Here is a 24216-nt window from a genome sequence, read left to right on the forward strand (position 1 = left end):
CCATGAACGCCAACTCCAAAGCCGATTCCGATTCACACTGGGACGAATTGCAGAACCAGAGCGACCTCGCCTGGGACCTGGATGCCATTACCGACCGCCAGCAGGCGATCGATTTCCTACTGCGCTTCGAAAACCGCCTGTGCGTCTATTCCGGCTATGTCGAGAAGCTCTATAGCAACTACAGCTTCGTGGTGCCGGAGGAGGAGCACGGCAGCATCACCATCCTCCCCGACGAGCAGGCCTGGCACGACACCTTCAATGAAATCCCGCCCGAGGCGGTGGAGCCCACCGGCATCCACATCCTGCCCGGCGAGACCATGGGTTATTCCGGCCTGTACCTGAAGATCCCCGGTGAGCACCGCCTGGCGGCGTCCCGCGAGCTGCCGTTCCAGGAAGGCCTGAAGCTGCTGATCCAGCGCTACCAGGCGAAGAACGACCACTTCCTGCCGGTGCTGGTGAAGGGCGACCTGCGCGAATACGAGGCACGCATGCCTTCGCTGCACCTGCACCGCATCAATACCGAGCGCCTGGGCCATACCTCGCAGCTCAACGTCAACGCCATCAAGGCTGCCATTGCCGATCACCTGATCGGGTTGTTCCGCCAGAGCTGAGCCTGCCTCTGCGGCGCAGGCCCTGGCGTTGCCTGGCCACTTTCCACGCGCGCCATCCCTCCCGTCCGCCGACGTGCGAACCAGCCGTCCTTTGATCAGCTCGGGCTGAGTCGAGCCGGCGGTCATGCAGTACAATCGCGTCTTTTTCCTTAGGCAGGGACCGTCTCCCCCGATGATCGAACCCAAACGCGTTTTGCGCGCCCTCGCCGAACACTGGGCGCTGCTGGAGCCGCTGTGCGAGCGCTTCGATGCCGGCACCTTGAGCCTGGCCGAGCTGCGCTTGCAGCTCGGGGCCCAGTTGCCCCAGGGCACGCCCACGGACGTTACCGCGCTGCTCGACCAGTGGATCCGCCTGGACATCCTGGTGCCGGTGGCCAAGAGCCCCAACCGCTTCGAGCTGAACGCCCAGATCCACGACTTCCTCGCCTACCTGCGCCGTGAGCACCGCCTCGGCCTGTGCCTGGAGATCGAAGCCTATCTGCGCCACCTGGAGCGCCTGGCCGGCTACATCCAGGAAGCCTTCGAGATCCGCGACGGCAACGACCTGGCGCGCCAGCTGCGCCTGCTCGACATGCGCGTACGCGATGTATTGAAGAAGCTCGACAACGATGAACAGGCCCTGGTGGCCGTGGCCGAACGGGCCAAGACCAGCGACCGGCAGATCCCTCTGCGCCAGCGCTATGCCGAGGTCCTGGCGACCTGGGACGAGTACGTCGAGCCGATGATCCAGCTGGTGGCCGCCGATGGCGCCTTCGAGCAGGGCGTGCGCCGCGTCGAGCAGGTGCTGCTCAAGCTGCTCGGCGAACAGCAACGCCTCGGCCAACTGGTGGACGACGACCTGCTGCTGCGCACCCATGCGCGCATCCTGGAAATGCAGACCACCGCCCAGTTGACCCTGCGCAAGGCCCGCGAGCTGCTGCTGCCGCTGCGCGAGGAAGCGCGCCGGCACAACGCCGTGACCCGTGGTGCCGCCCTGGCGCTGTCGGTGATCCGCAAGAAGGGCCTGGATGCCGTGCCCCAGGCGGCACTGCCGCTGTTCACCCGGCCGCAGAGCACCTTCCTCGGCAGCGCCTCGCAGGTGGAGGCCTACGTCTACGCCCTGGCGCGCTTCGAGCCGAAGCCGGCGCACTTCCCCAAGGCCTCCGGCGGCCGTCGTGGCGAAGCGCCGCGTGCACCGCGTACCGCCCGGGAAATGATCGACCGTTGCGAGCAGGCCCTGCCGCTGCCGGACCTCATGGCCTGGCTGCTGGAGCAGGAACCGGAAGGCGCCACCGACGAGCTGCTCTACTGGTTCTCCCGCCTCTCCCGCGAAAGCCGCTTCCAGCGTGACCGCCTGGAACGCCGCGACTACCTCACCGCGGAGCATCAGGTCAGCCTGAGCTCCTTCGCCCTCATCAAGAGCGAAAAACATGCATCTTAATCTCACCGAAATGACCCAGCTCTCGGCCATCTTCCGCGAGCTGTTCAAGGGCTATCACCTCTCGCGCAGCGAGCCGGAATGCTACGCCCAGCTGTCCACCATGCAGGACCAGTACCGCGCCCTGTTCAAGGCACTCGGCTTCGAGCTGGTGTGCGACCCGCGTGGCTTCTATTACTTCGTGCCCGAGCAGATGGGCGCCCAGGTGAACAAGACCGCCCAGCGCCTGGCGCTGTTCACCTTCATCCTGGTGGAACACCTGGCCGACCAGGGCCGTGACCCGCTTTCCGTGCTCGACGGCGGCAGCATCGGCCGCGATGAACTGCCCGCGCTGCTGGAGAAGTACCGCGACCTGTTCCTGCAGGCCGAGGTGACCACCCATGAAGAGCTGGAGGAGAAGGTCATCCGCCGCCTCACCCAGCTCGGCTTCGCCGAGGACAGCAACGGTATCTACCGCTTCCTGCCGCCCATGCACCGCTTCCTCGATGTGTGCCTGTCGGTGCAGCACGACCGCGACCTGGCCGCCAACCTGCACAGCAGCGACCTGGCCCTGCAAGCGCCGGTGCTGATGGACGATGAGGGCGAGGAGCCCATCATTTCGCTGGAGGTCGATGAGCCGGCCGCCGTTGAATCCGATGAAGATGCCCTGGCCCGTGCCATGGCCGAAGAGCGCGCCGCGCAGGAGATGGACGCATGAGCCAGGAACGCTATGGCATCCGCCGCTTCGCCCTGCTGAACACCGCCGGCTACAGCCTCGGCCTGTTCCCGCTGGAAACCCCGCTGTCGGTCTACGGCGCCAACAACCTGGGTAAATCCGCGTCAATCAACGCGCTGCAATTCCCCATCCTGGCGCGCATGTCGGACATGAGCTTCGGCAAGTACAGCCTGGAGCAGTCGCGCAAGTTCTACTTCGCCACCGACACCAGCTACATCCTGGTCGAAGTTTCGCTGCCCCACGGCCCCCACGTGATCGGTGTTGCCGGTCGCGGCCCGGGCGGCGGTTTCGGTCACCAGTTCTTCGCCTACCAGGGCAGCCTGGACCTGGATCACTACCAGAAGAACGGCACCTGCCTGCGTCAGCGCGAGCTGTTCAATAACCTCGAGCGCGAGGGCATCAAGGCCTACGAGCTGAAGCCGGACGAACTGCGCCGCCTGCTGGTGGGCGGTCACACGTCCATTCCGCTGGACCTGACGCTGATCCCGCTGCGCTCCACCAGCGAGCAGAGCCTGAAGACCTTCCGTTCGCTGTTCATCAACCTGCTGCACATGCGCGAGATCACCGCAGCCAAGCTCAAGCAGCTGTTCCTCGATGCCTTCGAGCACAGCCTGCGTTCGGGCAGCGTCGACTACATCGCCGCCACCGAGGAAGCCTTCCGCGACGTGCGCCGCATGGAGCAGGACTACCAGGCCCTGGTGGCCGCCGGCCCGCTGGTGGAGGCACTGGCCAACGGCGTGACCCAGCGCGAGACCCTGCGCGGCAAGCTGCACCGCCTTTCGCCCCTGCTGGATAACCTGCTGGGCACCTGGCACGACTACTCCGGCGCTCGCCGCGAGGAGCTGGTGATCCAGGCCGAGCATTACCGCAACGAGCAGGATGGCCTGCAGCACGAACAACGCGGCGGCACCCAGGAGCTGATGCGCCTGGAGCGCGAGATCAGCGAGATCCAGCGCTGGCTAGGCGAGCTGGCGGTGCTGAAGAACCGCTTCGCCCTGGTCAACGACATCAAGGTGCTGGAGCAGCAGTTGCTGGCCGCCAAGGACGCCCACGACGAACTGGCCGGCGCCCTGGCGCAATCCCGCCAGTTCTCCTCGGAGGACCTGGACGAGCGCCTGCGCGACCTGGAGAAACGCCTGAAGTCGGTGAAGCAGCAGCTCGATCACGCCGACAACAACAGCTACTCGCGCCTGCGCGAGGAGTTCTCCCAGGCCGACGTCGACCGCCTGATGCGCCTGTTCAACGGCCAGCTGTTCAGCCTGCCCCTGGGTGAGAAAGGCATTCAGCTGGATGAAGAAGACGCCTGGGTGAAGTCCCTGGAAGCCATTCTCGACCGCTTCAAGGGCGAGCACTTCCAGGTGCCCGGCCTGGATATCGACCTGTCCAGCATCGAACCGCCAGCCCTGCAGGCCCTGGCCGACCGCGCGGCCCTGCGCGACCAGAAGGACCGCCTGGAGCGCGAGCTGAAGCAACTCAAGACCCAGCAGTCGGTCGCCTCCGACCGCGCCGCGAGCAAGGCCCAGGCCGAGCAGCTGTACCAGGCCGTACTGGATGCCCAGAAGGCCCTGGAAGACTTCCGCAAGGCCCAGACGCTGTCTGCCGAGGAAGCCGGCAAGATGGAACTGCTGGCCCAGCGCGAAGCCGCACAGGATGACCTCAAGCGCTCCAGCGATGCCTTTACCGAACGCGTCCAGCAACTCTCCGCCAAGCTGCAGCTGGTGGGCCGTCAGCTGGCCGACCTGGAAGCCAAGGAGCGCACCCTGGAAGACGCGCTGCGCCGTCGCCAGCTGCTGCCGGCCGACCTGCCCTTCGGCACGCCCTTCACCGACCCGGTGGACGACAGCATCGACAACCTGCTGCCGCTGCTCAACGACTACCAGGACACCTGGCAGGCGCTGCAGCGCATCGATGGCCAGATCGAGGCGCTCTACGCCCAAGTACGCCTGAAGGGCGTGGCCAAGTTCGACAGCGAAGACGACACCGAGCGTCGCCTGCAACTGCTGATCAACGCCTACGCCCACCGCCAGGACGAGGCCCTGACCCTGGCTAAGGCGCGCCGTGCGGCGGTCACCGACATCGCCCGGACCCTGCGCAACATCCGCAGCGACTACGACAACCTGGAACACCAGCTGGCGCTGTTCAACCGCGAAATCAACAAGCGCCAGGTCTCGAACCTGCAGAGCTTCCGCATCGTGCTGGCGCCGAACAAGGATGCGCTGCGCCACATCGACCAGATCATCCACAGTGCCGGCCAGTACGAGGAAGGCGAGACCCTGTCGGTGTTCGACCTGTCGCAATCCTCCGAACAGGATGCGAAGAACGAGGAAGCCAAGGAGTACCTGGCGCGCCTGGTGGCTGCCAACGGCAACCAGCTGGGCCTGAAGGACCTGTTCGAGCTGGCGTTCGAGATCACCAAGGTGCATGGCCAGCCGATCATTCACACGGACATCGATGGCGCCGCCTCCAACGGCACCACCATGACCATCAAGGCGCTGACCAACATGTACCTGCTGCTGCACCTGATGGACCGCGAGCAGGCCGGCCGCATCCGCCTCCCCTACTACCTGGACGAGGCGGCGGACATCGACGAGCGCAACCAGCAGGCGCTGATCGAGACCAGTGCCCAGCTGGGCTTCACGCCCATCCTGGCGTCGGTGAAGCCGCAGGTTTCGGCCGACGTGGCGATCGATCTGGAAGGGGGCAGCGGCCCCAACGGCATCTACATCGACGAGGCGGACTGGAAGTTCATCAAGCGTCGCGAGCAGGCCAGCCAGCAAACCCCGGCTGCCAGCGAGGAAGCCGAGCCAGCGTGAGTTGAAGCCGCAGTAACGAAAAAGGGCCGCAGATGCGGCCCTTTTTCATGCTGGGTGGATCACTTTTCGATGGCGATCTTCGGTGCCCACTTCAGCCATTCTTCGTTGAGTTCGTCATGCAGGGCGAAGGTCTGCCCGGGGATCGCCGGTGCGCCCATCTGGGCGTTGTCCGGCGTGGCGAAGGCAATGCCACCCTCGATCAGCGCTTCCAGGGATTCGGTGCGCACCTTCACGCCCTTGAACAGACCGGCATCGATACCCACGCCGCTGGCATTCCAGAAGCGCGTGCCGCTGCGTACCAGGGAGGCATAACGCGGCTCGATGAGCACGTGGATGAGCACGCGATCAGCGGTCTTGCCCAGCTCGAAACGCACAACCTTGCCCACCGGGACCTCGCGGTAGCTGACCACCACGCCGGGCTTGATGGAGCCACGACGTGCGGTGCTGAGGACGATGCGCAGGCCTTCTTCGCGGGCAATGGCCGACGGCGGTTCGGCGAGTACGGTGAACTTGGTCTGCATCGGGCCCTTGGCCGAGGCGGGCTGCACTTCCAGGTACTGGCCGCTGACCAGGGTGTCGAGATTGGCGGTACGTACCAGGCCGAGTTCGGGCTTGACCACCCAGAACTGGGTGCCGGTGCGGGCGATGCGATCGGCCGCCTCGGTGATGCGTGCGGTGACCACGACGCCGCCCAGGTCATCGGCCAGGGTGATGCGCTCGACGCTGCCGACATCCAGGCCCTTGAAGCGCACGGGTGTGCCTTCGCGCAGGCCATCGGCCTGGGTCATGCGGACTTCGACCACCGTGCCTTTGCCGAGGGCGAGGTTCTCGTTGTCATAGAGGGTGAAGCGACGCGGCTTGGTGACCGGCGTAGCCTTGGAATCCGGCGTGCTGAAGGAGATGCCGCCAGCCAGGAGGGTCTGCAGCGACTCGCTCTTCACCTCGACACCGGACAGGCCGCCCTTGATGCTGACGCCGCTGACGTTCCAGAAGCGGGTGGATTCGTTCACCAGCTTGGCGAATTCCGGCTCGATGTGGACGCCAACCACGACGCGTTGCTGGTCACGGGAGAGCTGGTAGCTCTGCACGCTGCCGACGCGCATCTGCTTGTAGAGGATCGGGCTGCCGACATCGAGGGAGCCGAGCTTGTCGCTGGTGAGCACCAGGTGCAGGCCGGGGGCATCGGTGTTCAGCGGCGGGGCCTTGGGCCGGGCGGTGAACTCGCGGGTAGGCGTACCGCTCTTGGCGAAGCGCACGGCGATGTAGTTGCCCTTGACCAGGGCCTCGATACCGCTGATGCCGGCGAGGGAGATGGAGGGCTTGACCGTCCAGAACTCGGTGCCTTCGACCAGGAACTCCTCGGTGCGCGGCTCCATGGTCAGCTCGGCGGTGGCGCCGGCGAAGTTCTTGTCCATGTCGAGCTTCTTCAGGGTGCCGACCTGGACGCCGTTGTACATGACCGGGGTGTTGCCGGGGTTGAGACCGCTGACGTCTTCCATGCGCAGCATGACCTTGAGGCCGGCTTCGGCGGCTTCGAAACCGTCGTAGAGGCGGAAGGGGATGGTGGAATCCGTGGGCGGGCTGTCCTGGCGGTTCTCGGGCGTGGCGAAGGCGATGCCGCCGGCGGCCATGCTGAGCAGCGACTCAGTGCGGATCTTCACCCCGGACAGGCCGGCGGTGACATTGAGGCCGCTGGCGTTCCAGAAGCGCGTGTGCTTACGCACGAGCTGGGCGTAGGGTTGCTCGATGTGCACCTTGATCTCGACCGTGCGCTGGTCTTCGGCCAGCTCGTAGCTCTTCACCTGACCGACCTGGATCTGCCGGTAGTAGACGGGGCTGCCCTGCTCCAGGGAGCCGAGGCGCTCGGCCTTGAGGGTGAGGTGCAGGCCGGGCAGGTTGTCGGAGAGCGGCGGCGGCTCGGACAGCGCGTGATACTTGCGCTCGGGCTCGCCCTTCACCGGGTCGATGGCGATGTAGATACCGGAGACCAGGGTTTCCAGGCCGGTGACACCGGCGAGGGACACGCGTGGGCGAACCAGCCAGAAGCGGGTTTCCTTGCTCAGGTAAGGCTCGGCTTCCTTGAGCACTTCGACCGTGGCGACGACGCCATTGATATCTTCGCTGACGTGCAGGTCGGTGACCTTGCCGACCTGGATGCCCTTGTACATGAGCTGGGTCTTGCCGACCTGGATGCCTTCGCCGTTCTCAAAGTAGATCTTGATGTCGATACCGGCATCGTTCATCGACTTCCAGCCCAGCCAGAGGCCGATGCCGAGGGCGATCAGGGGCAGGACCCAGATGGCCGACCAGTTGGTGGTTTTCTTCGTCTTGGGCTTTGGCAGGTCAGCCATTCTCGTCGTCCATATCGGTGTTGTCCCAGATCAGTCGGGGATCGAAGGTTACTGCTGCGGTCATGGTCAGGACCACGACGCTGGCAAAGGCGGCCGCACCGGGATTGGCTTCGATGCTGGCCAGGTTGCCGAAGTTCACCAGCGCCACGAGGATGGCGATGACGAATATATCCAGCATGGACCAGCGACCGATCCATTCGATGAAGCGGTACATCAGGATGCGTTGCCTGGCCGACATGGGCTGATGCCTCTGCACGGAGTAAAGCAGCAGGGCGATGCCGACGAGCTTGAAGGTGGGCACCAGAATGCTGGCGGTAAAGACCACCAGGGCGATGGGCAGCATGTCGGCGTGGATCAGCTCGATCACGCCTTCCATGATGGTGGAGGGCGAACCATTGCCGAAGAAGTTCACCGTCATGATCGGCAGCACGTTGGCCGGGATGTAGAGGATGGTGGCGGTGAGCAGCAGCGCCCAGGTGCGGATCAGGCTGTTGGGCCTACGCTCATGGAGGCGCGAGCCGCAGCGGGTGCAGGTGGGAGTGTCGTCGTCCTCGTCGGGGCGGTTCAACTGATGGCAGTCACCGCATACGAGGATGCCGGCATCAAGCGCTCTCACTGGCGTGACCTCCAGCGTCGAGGGAATCCCAGACCTGATGGGGGGACATGGTCACCTCCAGCCAGACTTGCGACAGAAGCAGGCCGATGAAGCAGGCGAGGCCAACGCCCAGATGCAGGTCAGCCATGTCGATGAGTTTGACGATGCTGACGAGGATGCCCATCAGGTAGACCTCGAGCATCCCCCACTCGCGCATGTGGTGGTACAGACGATAGAGGTGCAGGCCAAGTCCCTGCATGACCTGCCAACGGATGCATAGCAGCACCACGAGCTGGCAGATCAGCTTGAGCAGCGGGATGACCATGCTGCAGAGGAAGACCAGGACGGCTACGCCATCCATACCGCTGTGGTAGAGGCCGAGCACGCCGCTCCAGATGGTGTCCTGAGTTGTCTGGCCGAGCAGGTTGAGCTTCATAATCGGCAAGAAGTTCGCCGGGACGTAGAGCATCAATGCGGTCAGCACCAAGGCCAGGGCGCGGCGCTCCATATGGGCACGGTGAACGATGAGCTCATAGCCACAGCGCGGGCAGCAGGCCTTGTGTTCTTCTTCGACGTGCTGACGATGCATCAGCAAGTCGCACTCCGGGCAGGCGACCAACTCCTCAAGAGGGCGTTCGGACAACGGGCGGGAATCGGCCGAGTCAGGCATACAGGGGGCTCATATGAATTCGCGCCTATTCTAGACGAGCGCAGCGGCAATGGGTCTGCCTGACTGTGACCCGATTTGCCATTCACAGGTTCGAAACGGGTGGGGAATGGCAGCGGACCGGCATATCGGTAGCCCGGATGTAGCCTGGACGTAGCCCGGACTTCAGTCCGGGGCTTTTCCAAGGTTAGCCAGGAAGGGAGGAGTCACATGAGGGTCGTGGGATTAGCAGCCCTTCGGCCTGCTTGGCGACTGAAGTCGCCCCTACAAGTCGCCCCTACTGCCACGGCCACAAGCCGCTCGCCAACTTTTCCGTGGCACAAAGTCAAACCCCCGACCTTCTGTCGAAGATCGGGGGTTTGGTATAGGTGCTTGACGATGACCTACTCTCACATGGAGAAACTCCACACTACCATCGGCGATGCATCGTTTCACTACTGAGTTCGGGATGGGATCAGGTGGTTCCAACGCTCTATGGTCGTCAAGCAATTCGGTTGGGGTATCGTCTAGGACGCGACCCCGAATGGGTATGTGATAAGGCTTTGCAAGTTCTGGCCAATTTTCGGCTAAGTCGACTTCACCTTATAACAACAATCGTCAGATTGTTTGGGTGTTATATGGTCAAGCCTCACGGGCAATTAGTATTGGTTAGCTCAACGCCTCACAGCGCTTACACACCCAACCTATCAACGTCGTAGTCTTCGACGGCCCTTTAGGGAGCTCAAGGCTCCAGTGAGATCTCATCTTGAGGCGAGTTTCCCGCTTAGATGCTTTCAGCGGTTATCTCTTCCGAACGTAGCTACCCGGCAATGCCACTGGCGTGACAACCGGAACACCAGAGGTTCGTCCACTCCGGTCCTCTCGTACTAGGAGCAGCCCCTCTCAAATCTCAAACGTCCACGGCAGATAGGGACCGAACTGTCTCACGACGTTCTAAACCCAGCTCGCGTACCACTTTAAATGGCGAACAGCCATACCCTTGGGACCGGCTTCAGCCCCAGGATGTGATGAGCCGACATCGAGGTGCCAAACACCGCCGTCGATATGAACTCTTGGGCGGTATCAGCCTGTTATCCCCGGAGTACCTTTTATCCGTTGAGCGATGGCCCTTCCATACAGAACCACCGGATCACTAAGACCTACTTTCGTACCTGCTCGACGTGTCTGTCTCGCAGTCAAGCGCGCTTTTGCCTTTATACTCTACGACCGATTTCCGACCGGTCTGAGCGCACCTTCGTACTCCTCCGTTACTCTTTAGGAGGAGACCGCCCCAGTCAAACTGCCCACCATACACTGTCCTCGATCCGGATAACGGACCAGAGTTAGAACCTCAAGCATGCCAGGGTGGTATTTCAAGGATGGCTCCACGCAGACTGGCGTCCACGCTTCAAAGCCTCCCACCTATCCTACACAAGCAGGCTCAAAGTCCAGTGCAAAGCTACAGTAAAGGTTCACGGGGTCTTTCCGTCTAGCCGCGGATACACTGCATCTTCACAGCGATTTCAATTTCACTGAGTCTCGGGTGGAGACAGCGCCGCCATCGTTACGCCATTCGTGCAGGTCGGAACTTACCCGACAAGGAATTTCGCTACCTTAGGACCGTTATAGTTACGGCCGCCGTTTACCGGGGCTTCGATCAAGAGCTTCGCTTGCGCTAACCCCATCAATTAACCTTCCGGCACCGGGCAGGCGTCACACCCTATACGTCCACTTTCGTGTTTGCAGAGTGCTGTGTTTTTAATAAACAGTCGCAGCGGCCTGGTATCTTCGACCGGCATGGGCTTACGGAGCAAGTCCTTCACCCTCACCGGCGCACCTTCTCCCGAAGTTACGGTGCCATTTTGCCTAGTTCCTTCACCCGAGTTCTCTCAAGCGCCTTGGTATTCTCTACCCAACCACCTGTGTCGGTTTGGGGTACGGTTCCTAGTTACCTGAAGCTTAGAAGCTTTTCCTGGAAGCATGGCATCAACCACTTCATCGTCTAAAAGACGACTCGTCATCAGTTCTCGGCATTAAGCGCCCGGATTTACCTAAGCACTCTGCCTACCACCTTAAACTTGGACAACCAACGCCAAGCTGGCCTAGCCTTCTCCGTCCCTCCATCGCAGTAACTAGAAGTACAGGAATATTAACCTGTTTCCCATCGACTACGCTCTTCAGCCTCGCCTTAGGGACCGACTAACCCTGCGTCGATTAACGTTGCGCAGGAACCCTTGGTCTTTCGGCGTGCGAGTTTTTCACTCGCATTGTCGTTACTCATGTCAGCATTCGCACTTCTGATACCTCCAGCAAGCTTCTCAACTCACCTTCACAGGCTTACAGAACGCTCCTCTACCGCATCACTTACGTGATACCCGTAGCTTCGGTGTATGGTTTGAGCCCCGTTACATCTTCCGCGCAGGCCGACTCGACTAGTGAGCTATTACGCTTTCTTTAAAGGGTGGCTGCTTCTAAGCCAACCTCCTAGCTGTCTAAGCCTTCCCACATCGTTTCCCACTTAACCATAACTTTGGGACCTTAGCTGACGGTCTGGGTTGTTTCCCTTTTCACGACGGACGTTAGCACCCGCCGTGTGTCTCCCATGCTCGGCACTTGTAGGTATTCGGAGTTTGCATCGGTTTGGTAAGTCGGGATGACCCCCTAGCCGAAACAGTGCTCTACCCCCTACAGTGATACATGAGGCGCTACCTAAATAGCTTTCGAGGAGAACCAGCTATCTCCGAGCTTGATTAGCCTTTCACTCCGATCCACAGGTCATCCGCTAACTTTTCAACGGTAGTCGGTTCGGTCCTCCAGTCAGTGTTACCTAACCTTCAACCTGCCCATGGATAGATCGCCCGGTTTCGGGTCTATTCCCAGCGACTAGACGCCCTATTAAGACTCGCTTTCGCTACGCCTCCCCTATTCGGTTAAGCTCGCCACTGAAAATAAGTCGCTGACCCATTATACAAAAGGTACGCAGTCACCCAACAAAGTGGGCTCCCACTGCTTGTACGCATACGGTTTCAGGTTCTATTTCACTCCCCTCTCCGGGGTTCTTTTCGCCTTTCCCTCACGGTACTGGTTCACTATCGGTCAGTCAGTAGTATTTAGCCTTGGAGGATGGTCCCCCCATATTCAGACAAGGTTTCTCGTGCCCCGTCCTACTCGATTTCATGACTAAGAGATTTTCGCGTACAGGGCTATCACCCACTATGGCCGCACTTTCCAGAGCGTTCCGCTAATCTCAAAGCCACTTAAGGGCTAGTCCCCGTTCGCTCGCCACTACTAAGGGAATCTCGGTTGATTTCTTTTCCTCAGGGTACTTAGATGTTTCAGTTCCCCTGGTTCGCCTCTTGCACCTATGTATTCAGTACAAGATAACCATCTTATGATGGCTGGGTTCCCCCATTCAGAGATCTCCGGATCAAAGTCTGTTTGCCGACTCCCCGAAGCTTATCGCAGGCTACCACGTCTTTCATCGCCTCTGACTGCCAAGGCATCCACCGTATGCGCTTCTTCACTTGACCATATAACCCCAAGCAATCTGGTTATTGTCTCTAACGTGAAGACGACATTCGCCGAAAATTCGCGCTTGAACTCGCAAATTTTACCTTGACTTGAATAATCACCAGTGAAAGAGATTATTCAGTCTACTTCTATCACATACCCAAATTTTTAAAGAACAGTTCTGGCGCAAAGACCAGAAATCAATGCCATTCTCAAGGCACTCATTTCTGAGCTTTCAGCGATTATCAGAGTGGATGGTGGAGCCAAGGAGGATCGAACTCCTGACCTCCTGCGTGCAAAGCAGGCGCTCTCCCAGCTGAGCTATGGCCCCTCGAAGACCTGCCACGCCCATGACAATTGGTGGGTCTGGGCAGATTCGAACTGCCGACCTCACCCTTATCAGGGGTGCGCTCTAACCAACTGAGCTACAGACCCAATCGTCTTACTCTCGGGTCTAACAACCCAATCGCTTTTCGCAAGTGAATCAAGCAATTCGTGTGGGAGCTTATGAAGAAGCTGATGTCTTCGATTAAGGAGGTGATCCAGCCGCAGGTTCCCCTACGGCTACCTTGTTACGACTTCACCCCAGTCATGAATCACTCCGTGGTAACCGTCCCCCTTGCGGTTAGACTAGCTACTTCTGGAGCAACCCACTCCCATGGTGTGACGGGCGGTGTGTACAAGGCCCGGGAACGTATTCACCGTGACATTCTGATTCACGATTACTAGCGATTCCGACTTCACGCAGTCGAGTTGCAGACTGCGATCCGGACTACGATCGGTTTTATGGGATTAGCTCCACCTCGCGGTTTGGCAACCCTTTGTACCGACCATTGTAGCACGTGTGTAGCCCTGGCCGTAAGGGCCATGATGACTTGACGTCATCCCCACCTTCCTCCGGTTTGTCACCGGCAGTCTCCTTAGAGTGCCCACCATAACGTGCTGGTAACTAAGGACAAGGGTTGCGCTCGTTACGGGACTTAACCCAACATCTCACGACACGAGCTGACGACAGCCATGCAGCACCTGTGTCTGAGTTCCCGAAGGCACCAATCCATCTCTGGAAAGTTCTCAGCATGTCAAGGCCAGGTAAGGTTCTTCGCGTTGCTTCGAATTAAACCACATGCTCCACCGCTTGTGCGGGCCCCCGTCAATTCATTTGAGTTTTAACCTTGCGGCCGTACTCCCCAGGCGGTCGACTTATCGCGTTAGCTTCGCCACTAAGATCTCAAGGATCCCAACGGCTAGTCGACATCGTTTACGGCGTGGACTACCAGGGTATCTAATCCTGTTTGCTCCCCACGCTTTCGCACCTCAGTGTCAGTATCAGTCCAGGTGGTCGCCTTCGCCACTGGTGTTCCTTCCTATATCTACGCATTTCACCGCTACACAGGAAATTCCACCACCCTCTACCGTACTCTAGCTCAGTAGTTTTGGATGCAGTTCCCAGGTTGAGCCCGGGGCTTTCACATCCAACTTGCTGAACCACCTACGCGCGCTTTACGCCCAGTAATTCCGATTAACGCTTGCACCCTTCGTATTACCGCGGCTGCTGGCACGAAGTTAGCCGGTGCTTATTCTGTCGGTAACGTCAAAACAGCAAGGTATTAACTTACTGCCCTTCCTCCCAACTTAAAGTGCTTTACAATCCGAAGACCTTCTTCACACACGCGGCATGGCTGGATCAGGCTTTCGCCCATTGTCCAATATTCCCCACTGCTGCCTCCCGTAGGAGTCTGGACCGTGTCTCAGTTCCAGTGTGACTGATCATCCTCTCAGACCAGTTACGGATCGTCGCCTTGGTGAGCCTTTACCTCACCAACTAGCTAATCCGACCTAGGCTCATCTGATAGCGCAAGGCCCGAAGGTCCCCTGCTTTCTCCCGTAGGACGTATGCGGTATTAGCGCTCCTTTCGAAACGTTGTCCCCCACTACCAGGCAGATTCCTAGGCATTACTCACCCGTCCGCCGCTGAATCATGGAGCAAGCTCCACTCATCCGCTCGACTTGCATGTGTTAGGCCTGCCGCCAGCGTTCAATCTGAGCCATGATCAAACTCTTCAGTTCAATACTGCTTGGGTTTTGAGAAAACCCTAAACCTGGCTCAGCAATCGCAAATAAACTCTCGAATTCACGAGTGTTACTTGTGTTGCTGATAATCAGTCGACTACCAGTCTTACATCACAAGCACCCACACGAATTGCTTGATTCAAATTGTTAAAGAGCAATTTCGATTAAGTCTTTCGTCTCAACCGAGGCCGCGCATTCTACAGCAGCCTTTCTATCTGTCAAGCTGTTTCTCGAAGAATTTTTTCTTTCTACTCAACGACTTGCGCTTTCCGTGAATCTTTCGCTTCACATCAGCGGGAGGCGAATTCTACAGCGTTTCAACTCGCTGTCAACACCTGTTTTTCAGCTTCTTTCGAACTCATCCGGAAGAGGCTGGCGACGCCAAAACCCAACCTGGCATCACCCTTCCACCGCATCGATTCGACCTAAATCAAATCACTCTACCTTTACTTAACCTTTTGATTTACAAGAGGTTTTTCTTGGCTTCTGCTGTGGAAGTGGTGCGCATTATAGGGATCAAAAACGGCACGTCAACACTTTATTGAAATCTTTTCGTCATCTTCTCTGCAGGCCCCGGAACTGGCCGCTTGAGCCTCCGAGAGATTACCGGCAGACGCAGCGCAAGAAGCGCGCTCCCGGCAATGGCATAGCCCGCCCACTCAGCCATATCCGCACGCACCACCCAAAGCATATGCAACAAGGCCAGCCCGAGAATCAGGTAGACGAGCCTATGCAGCTGCTTCCAGCCCCTACCGAGCTTCCGAATGCTGTACCGGTTGGACGTCACCGCCAGGACAAAGAGCATGAAGAAGGCCAGTGCACCCACGATAATGTAAGGGCGCTTACTCAGGTCTTTCACCAATTGGCCCAGATCCAGGCCAAGCAGGAACACCGCATAGGCACTTATATGGAAGACCACATAAGCGAAGCACCAAAGCCCCAGCTGCCGGCGAACGGCGATCCAACCACCCCAGCCCGTCAGCTTCTGCAGGGGCGTCGTCCCAAGAGTGATGAGCAGGAGCCAAAGCGCGCCGAGTCCAAGCCGGTCGACAAGCGCCTTCCCCGGGTCAGGGCCTAGGTCAAAGATCCAGGCCTGATAAACCCACAGAGAAGGAGGAACCAACGCCGCCAGGAAAACCGCCACGCGCCACAGTCGATAGCGCATCAGTAGTACTTCCGCAGATCGAGGCCGCCATAGAGAGTGGCTACCTCGTCATAGCCATTGAACATCCGCGTCGGAATCACGTTAGGGCTAAACAAGCCACTGGGAAGACGCCGCTCATGAGCCTGGCTCCAACGTGGATGATCCACTTCAGGATTCACATTGGAATAGAAGCCGTACTCGTTGGGCGCAATGGCCTCCCAGGTCGTCTTCGGCTGCTCGGCCACCAGGCTGATACGCACAATGGATTTGATGCTCTTGAAGCCATACTTCCACGGCACCACCAAACGCAACGGTGCCCCATTCTGGTTAGGCAGCACACGCCCATACATGCCAACAGCCAGCAGCGTGAGCGGATGCATCGCCTCATCCAATCGCAGCCCTTCTATATAAGGCCAGTCGATCAACGAGAACCCCGAACGCACACCGGCCATCTCATCAGGAGCCAGTCGCGTCTCGAAGCGCACGAACTTCGCATTCCCGTTGGGCTCCACCAATTGCAAAAGATCCGCCAGCGGGAAGCCCAGCCAGGGGATAACCATCGACCACCCCTCGACGCAACGTAGTCGGTAGATACGCTCTTCCAGTCGATGAGGTTTCAGCAGGTCTTCGAGCGAGTAAGTACCTGGCTTCGCCACCTCCCCATCGATCTTCACCTGCCAAGGCTCGACACTGAGCTTGTCCGCATACCGTGCGGGGTCGCCCTTGTTGGTGCCGAACTCGTAGAAGTTGTTGTAGTGGGTGGCATCCTTGAAAGGTGTCACCGCCTCACTCCCAGCGGTGATCGCCTGCCAACGGGCATCCTGCAACTTGCCCGAGAACCAGGCAGGCGCGTCAGCCGGTTCAACATCGGCATAGGCCGCAGACTCTGCGGCCTGACCGGGAAGGGAAGAAAGTGCAGCGGCAGCCCCCACTCCCGCCATGAAGGCGCGACGCGAAAGGTAGATGGATTCAGGGGTGACTTCATCTTCCCGGGAGGAAGACGCGGCGGGAGTTCTGATCAGCATGACGGCTCCACAGTTACGGCATGGGTTGCCCAGTAGACTGCGGAGCCGGGAGGAAATTACATCACTCGACGCGCTTGCGGCGACGCAGTTGCAGCAAGTATTGCACCGGACCGGAGGCTGCGTAAGCAAGGAAGATCAGCAGCAGGATACGCGGCGGGTCGCTGAACACTACGGCGAACGCCAGCACCACCACAAGGATGGCCACGAACGGGACGCGCCCCTTCAGGTCAAGGTCCTTGAAGCTGTAGTACTTGACGTTACTGACCATCAACATGCCGGCAGCCGCTACCAGCAGGGCGACGATGAAGGACATGTTCGAGCCCTTGATACCGAAGTCGCTGAACGCCCACACCGTACCAGCAACAACACCGGCAGCGGCCGGGCTGGCCAAACCAATGAAGTAGCGCTTGTCGGCCTTGCCGATCTGGGTGTTGAAGCGCGCGAGGCGCAGAGCCGCACCTGCCACATAGATGAAGGCAACCGTCAGGCCAACGCTGTTGAGCCCACTCAGTGCCCATTCGAATGCCAATAGCGCGGGTGCGACGCCGAAGGCGACCATGTCCGAGAGCGAGTCGTACTCGGCGCCGAATGCACTCTGGGTATTGGTCAGGCGCGCAACCCGCCCATCGAGACTGTCGAGCACCATGGCAACGAAGATGGTGGCAGCCGCGACGGAGAAGTTTCCGTTCATGGCGTTGATGATCGCGTAGAAGCCGGCGAACAGGTTGGCAGTCGTGAACAGGTTGGGCAGCAGATAGATGCCGCGATGACGGACCTTGCGACCCTCATCATCGTGCCCCTCTTCGACATGCTCGTCGATCGGCAGCAGGCTTTCGGCGTCGGGAGCCTCGTTCGGCTCTTCGGGACGGTCACTCATGAACAACATCCTTGCGAGGTATGCGAATGAATTTGACCGGGATGCAACAGGCTGGTTCGCGTCACGTGCCCGGTAATCAGGCTTTATACCAGAAGCGGGAGCACCATGAAAAAACGCGGCCGTAGCCGCGTTTCTTCTTCAACCGCGCGAGACCTTAGTTCTTGGTCTTGTCGACGATCTTGTTGGCGGAGATCCACGGCATCATCGCACGCAGACGCTCACCAACCTGCTCGATCGGGTGAGCAGCGTTGTTGCGGCGGTAGGCGGTCATCGACGCGTAGTTCGAAGCACCTTCCTGGATGAACATCTTGGCGTATTCGCCGTCCTGGATGCGCTTCAGAGCGTTGCGCATGGCCTGACGGGATTCGGCGTTGATGACTTCCGGACCGGTCACGTACTCGCCGTATTCAGCGTTGTTGGAGATCGAGTAGTTCATGTTGGCGATGCCGCCTTCGTACATGAGGTCAACGATCAGCTTCAGCTCGTGCAGGCATTCGAAGTAGGCCATTTCCGGCGCGTAGCCAGCTTCGACCAGGGTTTCGAAACCGGCTTTCACCAGCTCGACGCAACCGCCGCAGAGAACCGCTTGCTCACCGAACAGGTCGGTTTCGGTCTCGTCCTTGAAGGTGGTTTCGATGATGCCGGTACGGCCGCCGCCAACGCCGCAGGCGTAGGACAGGGCAACGTTCTTGGCATTGCCGGAAGCGTCCTGGTAGATGGCGACCAGGTCAGGGATGCCGCCGCCCTTGACGAACTCGGAGCGTACGGTGTGGCCCGGAGCCTTCGGCGCGATCATAATCACGTCGAGGTCGGCACGCGGAACGACCTGGTTGTAGTGGATGGCGAAACCGTGGGCGAAAGCCAGGGTGGCGCCTTTCTTCAGGTTCGGCTCGACTTCGTCCTTGTACAGCTTGGACTGGAATTCGTCGGGAGTCAGGATCATGACCAGGTCAGCGGCGGCAACGGCTTCCGGCACGCTCTTCACGGTCAGGCCATGGGCTTGAGCCTTGGCGACGGTGGCGGAGCCCGGGCGCAGGCCGACGGTTACGTCGACACCGGAGTCTTTCAGGTTGCAGGCATGAGCATGACCCTGGGAGCCGTAACCGATGATGGCTACTTTCTTGCCCTGGATGATCGAGAGGTCACAGTCTTTGTCGTAATAAACTTTCATGTTCATGACTCTTCTAAAACGAAAGGGATGGGGTGCGCGCACCGCGACAGAGGCACATTAAGCGATCGGGCCCGTTGCGTAAAATGATATATTCGCAACGTCATGTGCCTGTTAATGGAACACTCATGGACAACCACTCGCTCAGGCTCTTCCTTTCCCTGGCAGATAACCTGCACTTCGGCAAAACCAGCCGCGAACAGCATGTCAGCCCCTCTGCACTCAGCCGAAGCATCAAGCAGCTCGAAGACGAAGTCGGCGCGCCCCTGTTCGTACGCGACAACCGTTCGGTCCAGCTGACCCGAGAGGGGCAGCAGTTCCGCGAGTATGCCAGCGAGGTCATGAGCGGCTGGCACGCCATCCGCCAGCGGTTCATGCAGGACCAGGTGGACCTGCACGGCGAGCTCTCCCTGTATTGCTCGGTGACGGCAAGCTACAGCTTCCTCTACGACATCCTCAGCAGCTTCCGCCAGGACTACCCTCGCATCGAAATGAAGCTGCACACCGGCGACCCCGCCAAGGCGGTCGAGCGGGTACAACAGGGGCTGGAGGACCTCTCCATCGGCGCCCGGCCCGACAACCTGCCAGCCGGCATCGACTTCCAGTCAATCACCCGTTCGGAGCTGCGCTTCATCGGACCACAGTCACCTCAGTTACTGAGCGAGGAACAGCTGAGGCAGCCCACAGCGCAAAGCTGGAAGGACGTGCCGATGATTCTCTCGGAAGAAGGCCTGGCCCGAACGCGCACCGAGCGCTGGCTGAAAAGCCACAGCATCAAGCCGCGTATCTACGCCCAGGTGGCGGGGAACGAAGCCATCGTCAGCATGGTGAGCCTGGGGTTCGGCATCGGCGTGGTTCCGCAGATCGTGCTCGACAACAGCCCGCTGACCGAGCGCATCCGCATCTACGACATCCAGCCTCCATTGACCGCCTACGACATCGGCCTGTTCGCCCTGGAAAAACGCCTCAAGGATCCGCTAATCGCCGCCTTCTGGAATCGTCGCCAGTAAATCCGGGTAATAAAAAACCCCGCACAAGGCGGGGCTCTTCAACACAGCATGGCGATCAGATGCTCAGCACCTTGTCCCCACGGGCAATGCCGGTAACGCCACTGCGCACGGTCTCGAGGATCGACGCGGTGCCGATCGCCTGGATGAAGCTGTCCAGCTTGTCGGACGTACCGGCCAGCTGGATGGTGTAGACGCTACTGGTCACATCGACGATCTGCCCGCGGAAGATGTCGGTGGTGCGCTTGACCTCGGCGCGCTGGGCGCCAGTAGCCTTCACTTTTACCAGCATCAGCTCGCGCTCGATGTGAGCGCTCTCCGACAGGTCCACCAGCTTGACCACTTCGATCAGCTTGTTGAGGTTCTTGGTGATCTGCTCGATCACATCGTCCTGGCCAACGGTGGTCAGCGTCAGACGCGACAGGGTCGGATCCTCGGTGGGCGCTACGGTCAGGCTTTCGATGTTGTAGTTGCGTTGGGAGAACAGGCCGACGACACGGGACAGCGCACCGGGTTCGTTCTCCAGCAGCAGGGAAATGATGTGTCGCATGTTCAGGTCCGCTCCGTCTTGCTCAGCCACATATCGCGCATGGCGCCATCCCGGATCTGCATCGGGTAGACGTGTTCGCTCGGATCGACCTGGATATCGAGGAACACCAGGCGATTCTTCAGCGCGAACGCTTCTTCCATCTTCGGCTTCAGATCCTTCAGGTCGGTGATGCGCATGCCAACGTGGCCATAGGCTTCAACCAGCTTGACGAAGTCCGGCAGCGACTCCATGTAGGAGTGCGAGTAACGGCTGTTGTACTGCATGTCCTGCCACTGGCGGACCATGCCCAAGGCACCGTTGTTGAGGTTAATGATCTTCACCGGCAGGTCGTACTGCAGGCAGGTGGACAGTTCCTGGATGTTCATCTGGATGCTGCCTTCACCGGTCACGCACGCCACATCGGCATCCGGGAAGTTGAGCTTCACGCCCATCGCCGCCGGGAAGCCGAAGCCCATGGTGCCGAGGCCACCGGAGTTGATCCAGCGATTGGGCTTGTTGAAGCGGTAGTACTGCGCCGCGAACATCTGGTGCTGCCCCACATCGGACGCCACATAGGCATCACCCTTGGTGACATCGCACAGGGTCTCGATGACGGTCTGCGGCTTGATGATGCTGCCGTCGCCCATTTCATAGGGGAACAGGCCGCGGTCACCGCGCCACTCTTCGATCTGCTTCCACCAGCTGGCGACGGTCTCCTTGTTCGGGGTCTCGCCGATTTCCTTGAGGATGGCGACCATCTCGGTGAGGACGCTGTCCACCGGCCCCACGATCGGGATATCGGCCTTGATGGTCTTGGAGATCGAAGCCGGGTCGATGTCGATGTGGATGATCTTGGCGTTCGGGCAGAACTTGCTCGCGCCGTTGATCACACGGTCATCGAAACGCGCGCCGACAGCCAGGATCACGTCAGCGTGGTGCATCGCCAGGTTGGCGGTGTAGCTGCCGTGCATGCCGAGCATGCCAACGAACTGGCGATCCATGCCCGGGTAGGCGCCGAGGCCCATCAGGGTGTTGGTCACCGGCAGGTTGAGCATCTTCGCCAGTTCGGTCAGAGGCTCGGAAGCGCCGCCCATGATCACGCCGCCACCGGCGTACAGGATCGGACGTTTGGCAGCCAGCAGCATCTCGGCCGCCTTGCGGATCTGGCCGGAATGGCCACGAACGGCAGGGCTGTACGAGCGTAGCTTGACCTTCTTCGGGTAGCTGTATTCGAACTTCTGGGTCGGATCGCCCATGTCCTTCGGAATATCGACCACGACCGGGCCAGGACGGCCGGACTGGGCGAGATAGAAGGCCTTCTTGATCACTTCGGGGATTTCCGAAGGATGCTTGATGATGAAGCTGTGCTTCACGATCGGACGGGAGATACCGACCATGTCGGTTTCCTGGAAGGCATCGGTGCCTACCATGCCGCTCGGCACCTGACCGGACAGCACGACCATCGGGATGGAGTCCATATAGGCGGTGGCGATGCCGGTGATGGCGTTCGTCGCACCGGGGCCGGACGTCACCAGCACCACGCCGGGCTTGCCGGTAGCGCGGGCATAGCCGTCGGCCATATGGGTAGCAGCCTGCTCATGGCGCACCAGGATATGGGTGACGTCACTTTCCTTGAACAGGGCATCGTAGATATGCAGGAGGGCACCACCCGGGTACCCGTAGATGTACTTAACGCCTTCGTCACGCAACGAGCGGACGACCATTTCAGCGCCAGATAAAAGCTCCACGTTGTTCACCTCTAAAACGCCAGTAAACCGCCCGCACCGGACGGCCTGAAATAGGTTTGCTTGCAAGCAGTGACGTGCACGACGGGTAGTCGAACTCCATCAGCTACTGACTGAGCAAGCATCGGGTCGGCCCCTGAGAGTTGTTGCGGGACTTTCCCACCCAGCGCGAGGTAACGCGTTGCGGGTGTAACAGGTCGGCGCGGGTATGCACCTCATCGACTGCGGCAGCTACCGACTTGCGGCCGGCCCACTGAAACAGCGAACCACGGATTCTTCGGATAAGCGTGCGACAAGTCAAGTAATCCATCAGTGTTTCTTGCATCACAAGCCTGTGACACATAGCAGCATGACGATAGGCGGGTTTTGGTTATAGTAATTGCCAGGTCTCGAGTCGATCACAAGGAAACAACATGCGGCGCATCATTCTCACAGGCAGCCTGCTGCTCGCCCTGAGCGGTTCTGTCATGGCCAGCCAGGTCTACAAATGGGTGGACGCGCAAGGTGTAACCCACTTCGGCGCGCAGCCGCCCCAGGGGCAGGATGCCACGTCGGTCAGCACCGGCGCCGCGCAGCCCAAGGAAGTCAAACCCACGTTCGAGAACCCCTACCCCGTCCAGCCCAAGGCCGAGGAAAAGGCCGCTACGCCAGCGCCCGCCAAACCCGGTAAGGCCAGCAGCGATGAGCAGCAGAAGGCGCTGGACGAGAAGGTGAAAAGCGACGTCGCCAAGCAGGAAGCCGAGCGCAAGAAGTACTGCGACACCATGCGCACCAACCTCGCGCAGCTGCAGAACAACCCGCGCGTGCGCGTGGAAGAGAACGGTCAGCTGCGTTTCCTGGGCGAAGAAGAACGCCAGGCCAAGATGGCAGAAACCAAGAAGTCGATAGACGAGAACTGCAACTGATCCATGGAACTGCGGCGCCTCTCGGCGCCGCACTCATGTCTCAACCGATCAACCGATCGAACTCCCCGAGCGACTCCAGCAAGGCTCGCACCTCCACCGGACGCTCACGGAAGGCCATCTCGGCCATCGGGCGAATCCCCGACGCCTGGGGCAGATCGGCCCCGGATTCCAAGATGATTTTCATCTTCGGCAGGAAGATCCACTGCAACCACTCTTCGAACGCCAGCGTGTCGACGCAAAACGGCTCCGGGCTGGAAAGCGCTTCTGCGCTGGGCGCGGCGTCCGCCCACCAACCGAGCACGCGCAGTTCGCGCTCGATCAGCAGCAACTGCTCAGCCACCTCGGAGAGGCGCGGATCCATCAGGAGCTGACCTTGGCGCGCTGACGGGCCTGGGCGGCACCGGACGGGTCGCCCTGGCGCTCGCGGGATTTGGCGACCAACTCCCACAAACTCGCCTGCAACGCCGGGCGGCCATTGGAAAGGCTCAGGCCACGACGAGCAAGCTGCTCGGCCTGGGCGGCATCGCCCTGGGCCAGGCGCACTTCAGCGAGGCGATAAAGCACCTGCGGTTCGCGCGGGGCGATGCGCTGGGCACGCTCCAGACTGGAGGACGCACCATTGAGGTCGCCACCGCCCTGTTGCTGCTGGGCGGTGGTCAGCAGCGCCAGCACGGGGCCATCCAGCTGTTCGTCAGCGGCGAGGCTGCCGCCGCTGGGAATGCCACTCGGTGCAGAAGGCATGCTGTAGCTGCCGGTGGAGATCGGTGCGGAGCTCGAAGGACCCGGGGTGATCGGGCCGGGCGTGATGGGGCCGGAACTGATCGAGCCACTGATGGGCGCGCTCGGCGCCGGCATCGCCTGGGCAGAACTGCCACTGCCACCCGGCACCATCACCACCACACCGGAATCCTGGGAATCGTATTGAGGCTGCTGGGCCGCGACCGGGGCGCGGTAGCCGCCGGAGCCTTCTTCCTGTTCGGACATCGGGCCACCGGAGTCGACCACCGGGATGGCATTTCGCTGAGGAGTCGCACAACCGGTCAGCATGACCGCAACGGTCAAGGCTGGAATCCACCCTTTATTCACAT

Annotated in this window: 17 protein-coding genes, 2 tRNA genes and 3 rRNA genes; 6 read left to right on the forward strand and 16 right to left on the reverse strand. The window is 60.2% G+C overall.

Annotated features, from left to right (window positions below):
• Positions 1 to 2: 2 nt before the first annotated feature.
• The 4 genes from ACXI0U_RS19630 (at position 3) to mksF (ending at position 5556) form a co-directional block, all read left to right on the forward strand.
• Positions 3 to 611, forward strand: coding sequence for a hypothetical protein (locus ACXI0U_RS19630; protein ID WP_021220394.1), 609 nt, complete (start codon positions 3 to 5; stop codon positions 609 to 611).
• Between the two features lie 172 nt (positions 612 to 783).
• A complete protein-coding gene (gene mksB / locus ACXI0U_RS19635; protein ID WP_184487340.1) occupies positions 784 to 2031 on the forward strand; it encodes an Mks condensin complex protein MksB in 1248 nt (415 codons plus the stop codon).
• Positions 2021 to 2725 carry an Mks condensin complex protein MksE gene (gene mksE / locus ACXI0U_RS19640; protein ID WP_031288083.1) on the forward strand — a complete coding sequence of 235 codons (705 nt, stop codon included), beginning with the start codon at positions 2021 to 2023 and terminating at the stop codon, positions 2723 to 2725. Before mksB ends, mksE begins: the two co-directional genes overlap by 11 nt.
• Entirely contained in the window at positions 2722 to 5556 is a 2835-nt protein-coding gene (gene mksF / locus ACXI0U_RS19645; RefSeq protein ID WP_021220391.1) for an Mks condensin complex protein MksF, read from the forward strand. Before mksE ends, mksF begins: the two co-directional genes overlap by 4 nt.
• 59 nt (positions 5557 to 5615) lie before the next feature.
• On the opposite strand, the gene ACXI0U_RS19650 is transcribed toward mksF, so the two are convergent.
• The 12 genes from ACXI0U_RS19650 to ilvC all read right to left on the reverse strand — a co-directional run bounded on the left by ACXI0U_RS19650 (position 5616) and on the right by ilvC (position 18945).
• Entirely contained in the window at positions 5616 to 7907 is a 2292-nt protein-coding gene (locus ACXI0U_RS19650) for a PqiB family protein (protein WP_021220390.1), read from the reverse strand.
• On the reverse strand, positions 7900 to 8523 hold the full coding sequence (locus ACXI0U_RS19655) for a paraquat-inducible protein A (RefSeq protein WP_374978948.1): 624 nt from the start codon (positions 8521 to 8523) through the stop codon (positions 7900 to 7902). Before ACXI0U_RS19655 ends, ACXI0U_RS19650 begins: the two co-directional genes overlap by 8 nt.
• Entirely contained in the window at positions 8510 to 9172 is a 663-nt protein-coding gene (locus tag ACXI0U_RS19660; protein WP_374978949.1) for a paraquat-inducible protein A, read from the reverse strand. Before ACXI0U_RS19660 ends, ACXI0U_RS19655 begins: the two co-directional genes overlap by 14 nt.
• A 367-nt stretch (positions 9173 to 9539) precedes the next feature.
• Positions 9540 to 9655: ribosomal RNA gene (gene rrf, locus ACXI0U_RS19665) — 5S ribosomal RNA — on the reverse strand.
• A 131-nt stretch (positions 9656 to 9786) separates the two neighbouring features.
• Positions 9787 to 12678: ribosomal RNA gene (locus tag ACXI0U_RS19670) — 23S ribosomal RNA — on the reverse strand.
• Between the two features lie 235 nt (positions 12679 to 12913).
• Positions 12914 to 12989, reverse strand: a tRNA-Ala gene (locus ACXI0U_RS19675).
• A 27-nt stretch (positions 12990 to 13016) separates the two neighbouring features.
• Positions 13017 to 13093 (reverse strand) — tRNA-Ile (locus tag ACXI0U_RS19680).
• A 95-nt stretch (positions 13094 to 13188) separates the two neighbouring features.
• Positions 13189 to 14725 (reverse strand): 16S ribosomal RNA (locus ACXI0U_RS19685).
• Together the 16S, 23S and 5S rRNA genes with 2 tRNA genes alongside form the textbook arrangement of a ribosomal RNA operon.
• A gap of 541 nt (positions 14726 to 15266) precedes the next feature.
• Positions 15267 to 15893: a protein-methionine-sulfoxide reductase heme-binding subunit MsrQ gene (gene msrQ, locus ACXI0U_RS19690; RefSeq protein ID WP_431482728.1), complete on the reverse strand. Its 627-nt coding sequence runs from the start codon at positions 15891 to 15893 to the stop codon at positions 15267 to 15269.
• Positions 15893 to 16897: a protein-methionine-sulfoxide reductase catalytic subunit MsrP gene (msrP, locus tag ACXI0U_RS19695; RefSeq protein ID WP_431482729.1), complete on the reverse strand. Its 1005-nt coding sequence runs from the start codon at positions 16895 to 16897 to the stop codon at positions 15893 to 15895. Before msrP ends, msrQ begins: the two co-directional genes overlap by 1 nt.
• A 61-nt stretch (positions 16898 to 16958) precedes the next feature.
• Positions 16959 to 17774 carry a CDP-diacylglycerol--serine O-phosphatidyltransferase gene (gene pssA, locus ACXI0U_RS19700; protein WP_271659044.1) on the reverse strand — a complete coding sequence of 272 codons (816 nt, stop codon included), beginning with the start codon at positions 17772 to 17774 and terminating at the stop codon, positions 16959 to 16961.
• Between the two features lie 154 nt (positions 17775 to 17928).
• Positions 17929 to 18945, reverse strand: coding sequence for a ketol-acid reductoisomerase (ilvC, locus tag ACXI0U_RS19705; RefSeq protein ID WP_021219283.1), 1017 nt, complete (start codon positions 18943 to 18945; stop codon positions 17929 to 17931).
• Between the two features lie 125 nt (positions 18946 to 19070).
• Here ilvC and ilvY point away from each other — a divergent pair, with 125 nt between their 5' ends.
• A complete protein-coding gene (gene ilvY / locus ACXI0U_RS19710; RefSeq protein ID WP_021219284.1) occupies positions 19071 to 19952 on the forward strand; it encodes an HTH-type transcriptional activator IlvY in 882 nt (293 codons plus the stop codon).
• 55 nt (positions 19953 to 20007) lie between these two features.
• On the opposite strand, the gene ilvN is transcribed toward ilvY, so the two are convergent.
• Complete coding sequence (ilvN, locus tag ACXI0U_RS19715; RefSeq protein WP_021219285.1) at positions 20008 to 20499, reverse strand: acetolactate synthase small subunit; 492 nt, start codon at positions 20497 to 20499, stop codon at positions 20008 to 20010.
• Positions 20500 to 20501: 2 nt separating this feature from the next.
• On the reverse strand, positions 20502 to 22226 hold the full coding sequence (locus tag ACXI0U_RS19720) for an acetolactate synthase 3 large subunit (RefSeq protein ID WP_043244472.1): 1725 nt from the start codon (positions 22224 to 22226) through the stop codon (positions 20502 to 20504).
• Between the two features lie 410 nt (positions 22227 to 22636).
• On the opposite strand from ACXI0U_RS19720, the gene ACXI0U_RS19725 reads away from it, so the two are divergent.
• The gene (locus ACXI0U_RS19725; protein WP_184490939.1) at positions 22637 to 23128 is read left to right on the forward strand and encodes a DUF4124 domain-containing protein; all 492 of its coding nucleotides are present in this window, start codon (positions 22637 to 22639) and stop codon (positions 23126 to 23128) included.
• A gap of 40 nt (positions 23129 to 23168) precedes the next feature.
• Here ACXI0U_RS19725 and ACXI0U_RS19730 read toward each other — a convergent pair whose 3' ends face one another.
• Together ACXI0U_RS19730 and ACXI0U_RS19735 are read right to left on the reverse strand one after the other, a co-directional pair.
• Positions 23169 to 23489, reverse strand: coding sequence for a YqcC family protein (locus tag ACXI0U_RS19730; RefSeq protein ID WP_021219288.1), 321 nt, complete (start codon positions 23487 to 23489; stop codon positions 23169 to 23171).
• Positions 23489 to 24214: a tetratricopeptide repeat protein gene (locus tag ACXI0U_RS19735; RefSeq protein WP_265169746.1), complete on the reverse strand. Its 726-nt coding sequence runs from the start codon at positions 24212 to 24214 to the stop codon at positions 23489 to 23491. Before ACXI0U_RS19735 ends, ACXI0U_RS19730 begins: the two co-directional genes overlap by 1 nt.
• Positions 24215 to 24216 lie beyond the last annotated feature (2 nt).

The sequence above is a fragment of the Pseudomonas sp. C9D1 genome, from assembly GCF_056491235.1.

What these genes read in the sequence shown, in the direction of transcription:
- ACXI0U_RS19630 (WP_021220394.1), top strand. Translation starts at nt 3, where the DNA reads ATGAACGCCAACTCCAAAGCCGATTCCGATTCACACTGGGACGAATTG.
- mksB (WP_184487340.1), top strand. Translation starts at nt 784, where the DNA reads ATGATCGAACCCAAACGCGTTTTGCGCGCCCTCGCCGAACACTGGGCG.
- mksE (WP_031288083.1), top strand. Translation starts at nt 2,021, where the DNA reads ATGCATCTTAATCTCACCGAAATGACCCAGCTCTCGGCCATCTTCCGC.
- mksF (WP_021220391.1), top strand. Translation starts at nt 2,722, where the DNA reads ATGAGCCAGGAACGCTATGGCATCCGCCGCTTCGCCCTGCTGAACACC.
- ACXI0U_RS19650 (WP_021220390.1), bottom strand. Translation starts at nt 7,907, where the DNA reads ATGGCTGACCTGCCAAAGCCCAAGACGAAGAAAACCACCAACTGGTCG.
- ACXI0U_RS19660 (WP_374978949.1), bottom strand. Translation starts at nt 9,172, where the DNA reads ATGCCTGACTCGGCCGATTCCCGCCCGTTGTCCGAACGCCCTCTTGAG.
- msrQ (WP_431482728.1), bottom strand. Translation starts at nt 15,893, where the DNA reads ATGCGCTATCGACTGTGGCGCGTGGCGGTTTTCCTGGCGGCGTTGGTT.
- msrP (WP_431482729.1), bottom strand. Translation starts at nt 16,897, where the DNA reads ATGCTGATCAGAACTCCCGCCGCGTCTTCCTCCCGGGAAGATGAAGTC.
- pssA (WP_271659044.1), bottom strand. Translation starts at nt 17,774, where the DNA reads ATGAGTGACCGTCCCGAAGAGCCGAACGAGGCTCCCGACGCCGAAAGC.
- ilvC (WP_021219283.1), bottom strand. Translation starts at nt 18,945, where the DNA reads ATGAAAGTTTATTACGACAAAGACTGTGACCTCTCGATCATCCAGGGC.
- ilvY (WP_021219284.1), top strand. Translation starts at nt 19,071, where the DNA reads ATGGACAACCACTCGCTCAGGCTCTTCCTTTCCCTGGCAGATAACCTG.
- ilvN (WP_021219285.1), bottom strand. Translation starts at nt 20,499, where the DNA reads ATGCGACACATCATTTCCCTGCTGCTGGAGAACGAACCCGGTGCGCTG.
- ACXI0U_RS19725 (WP_184490939.1), top strand. Translation starts at nt 22,637, where the DNA reads ATGCGGCGCATCATTCTCACAGGCAGCCTGCTGCTCGCCCTGAGCGGT.
- ACXI0U_RS19730 (WP_021219288.1), bottom strand. Translation starts at nt 23,489, where the DNA reads ATGGATCCGCGCCTCTCCGAGGTGGCTGAGCAGTTGCTGCTGATCGAG.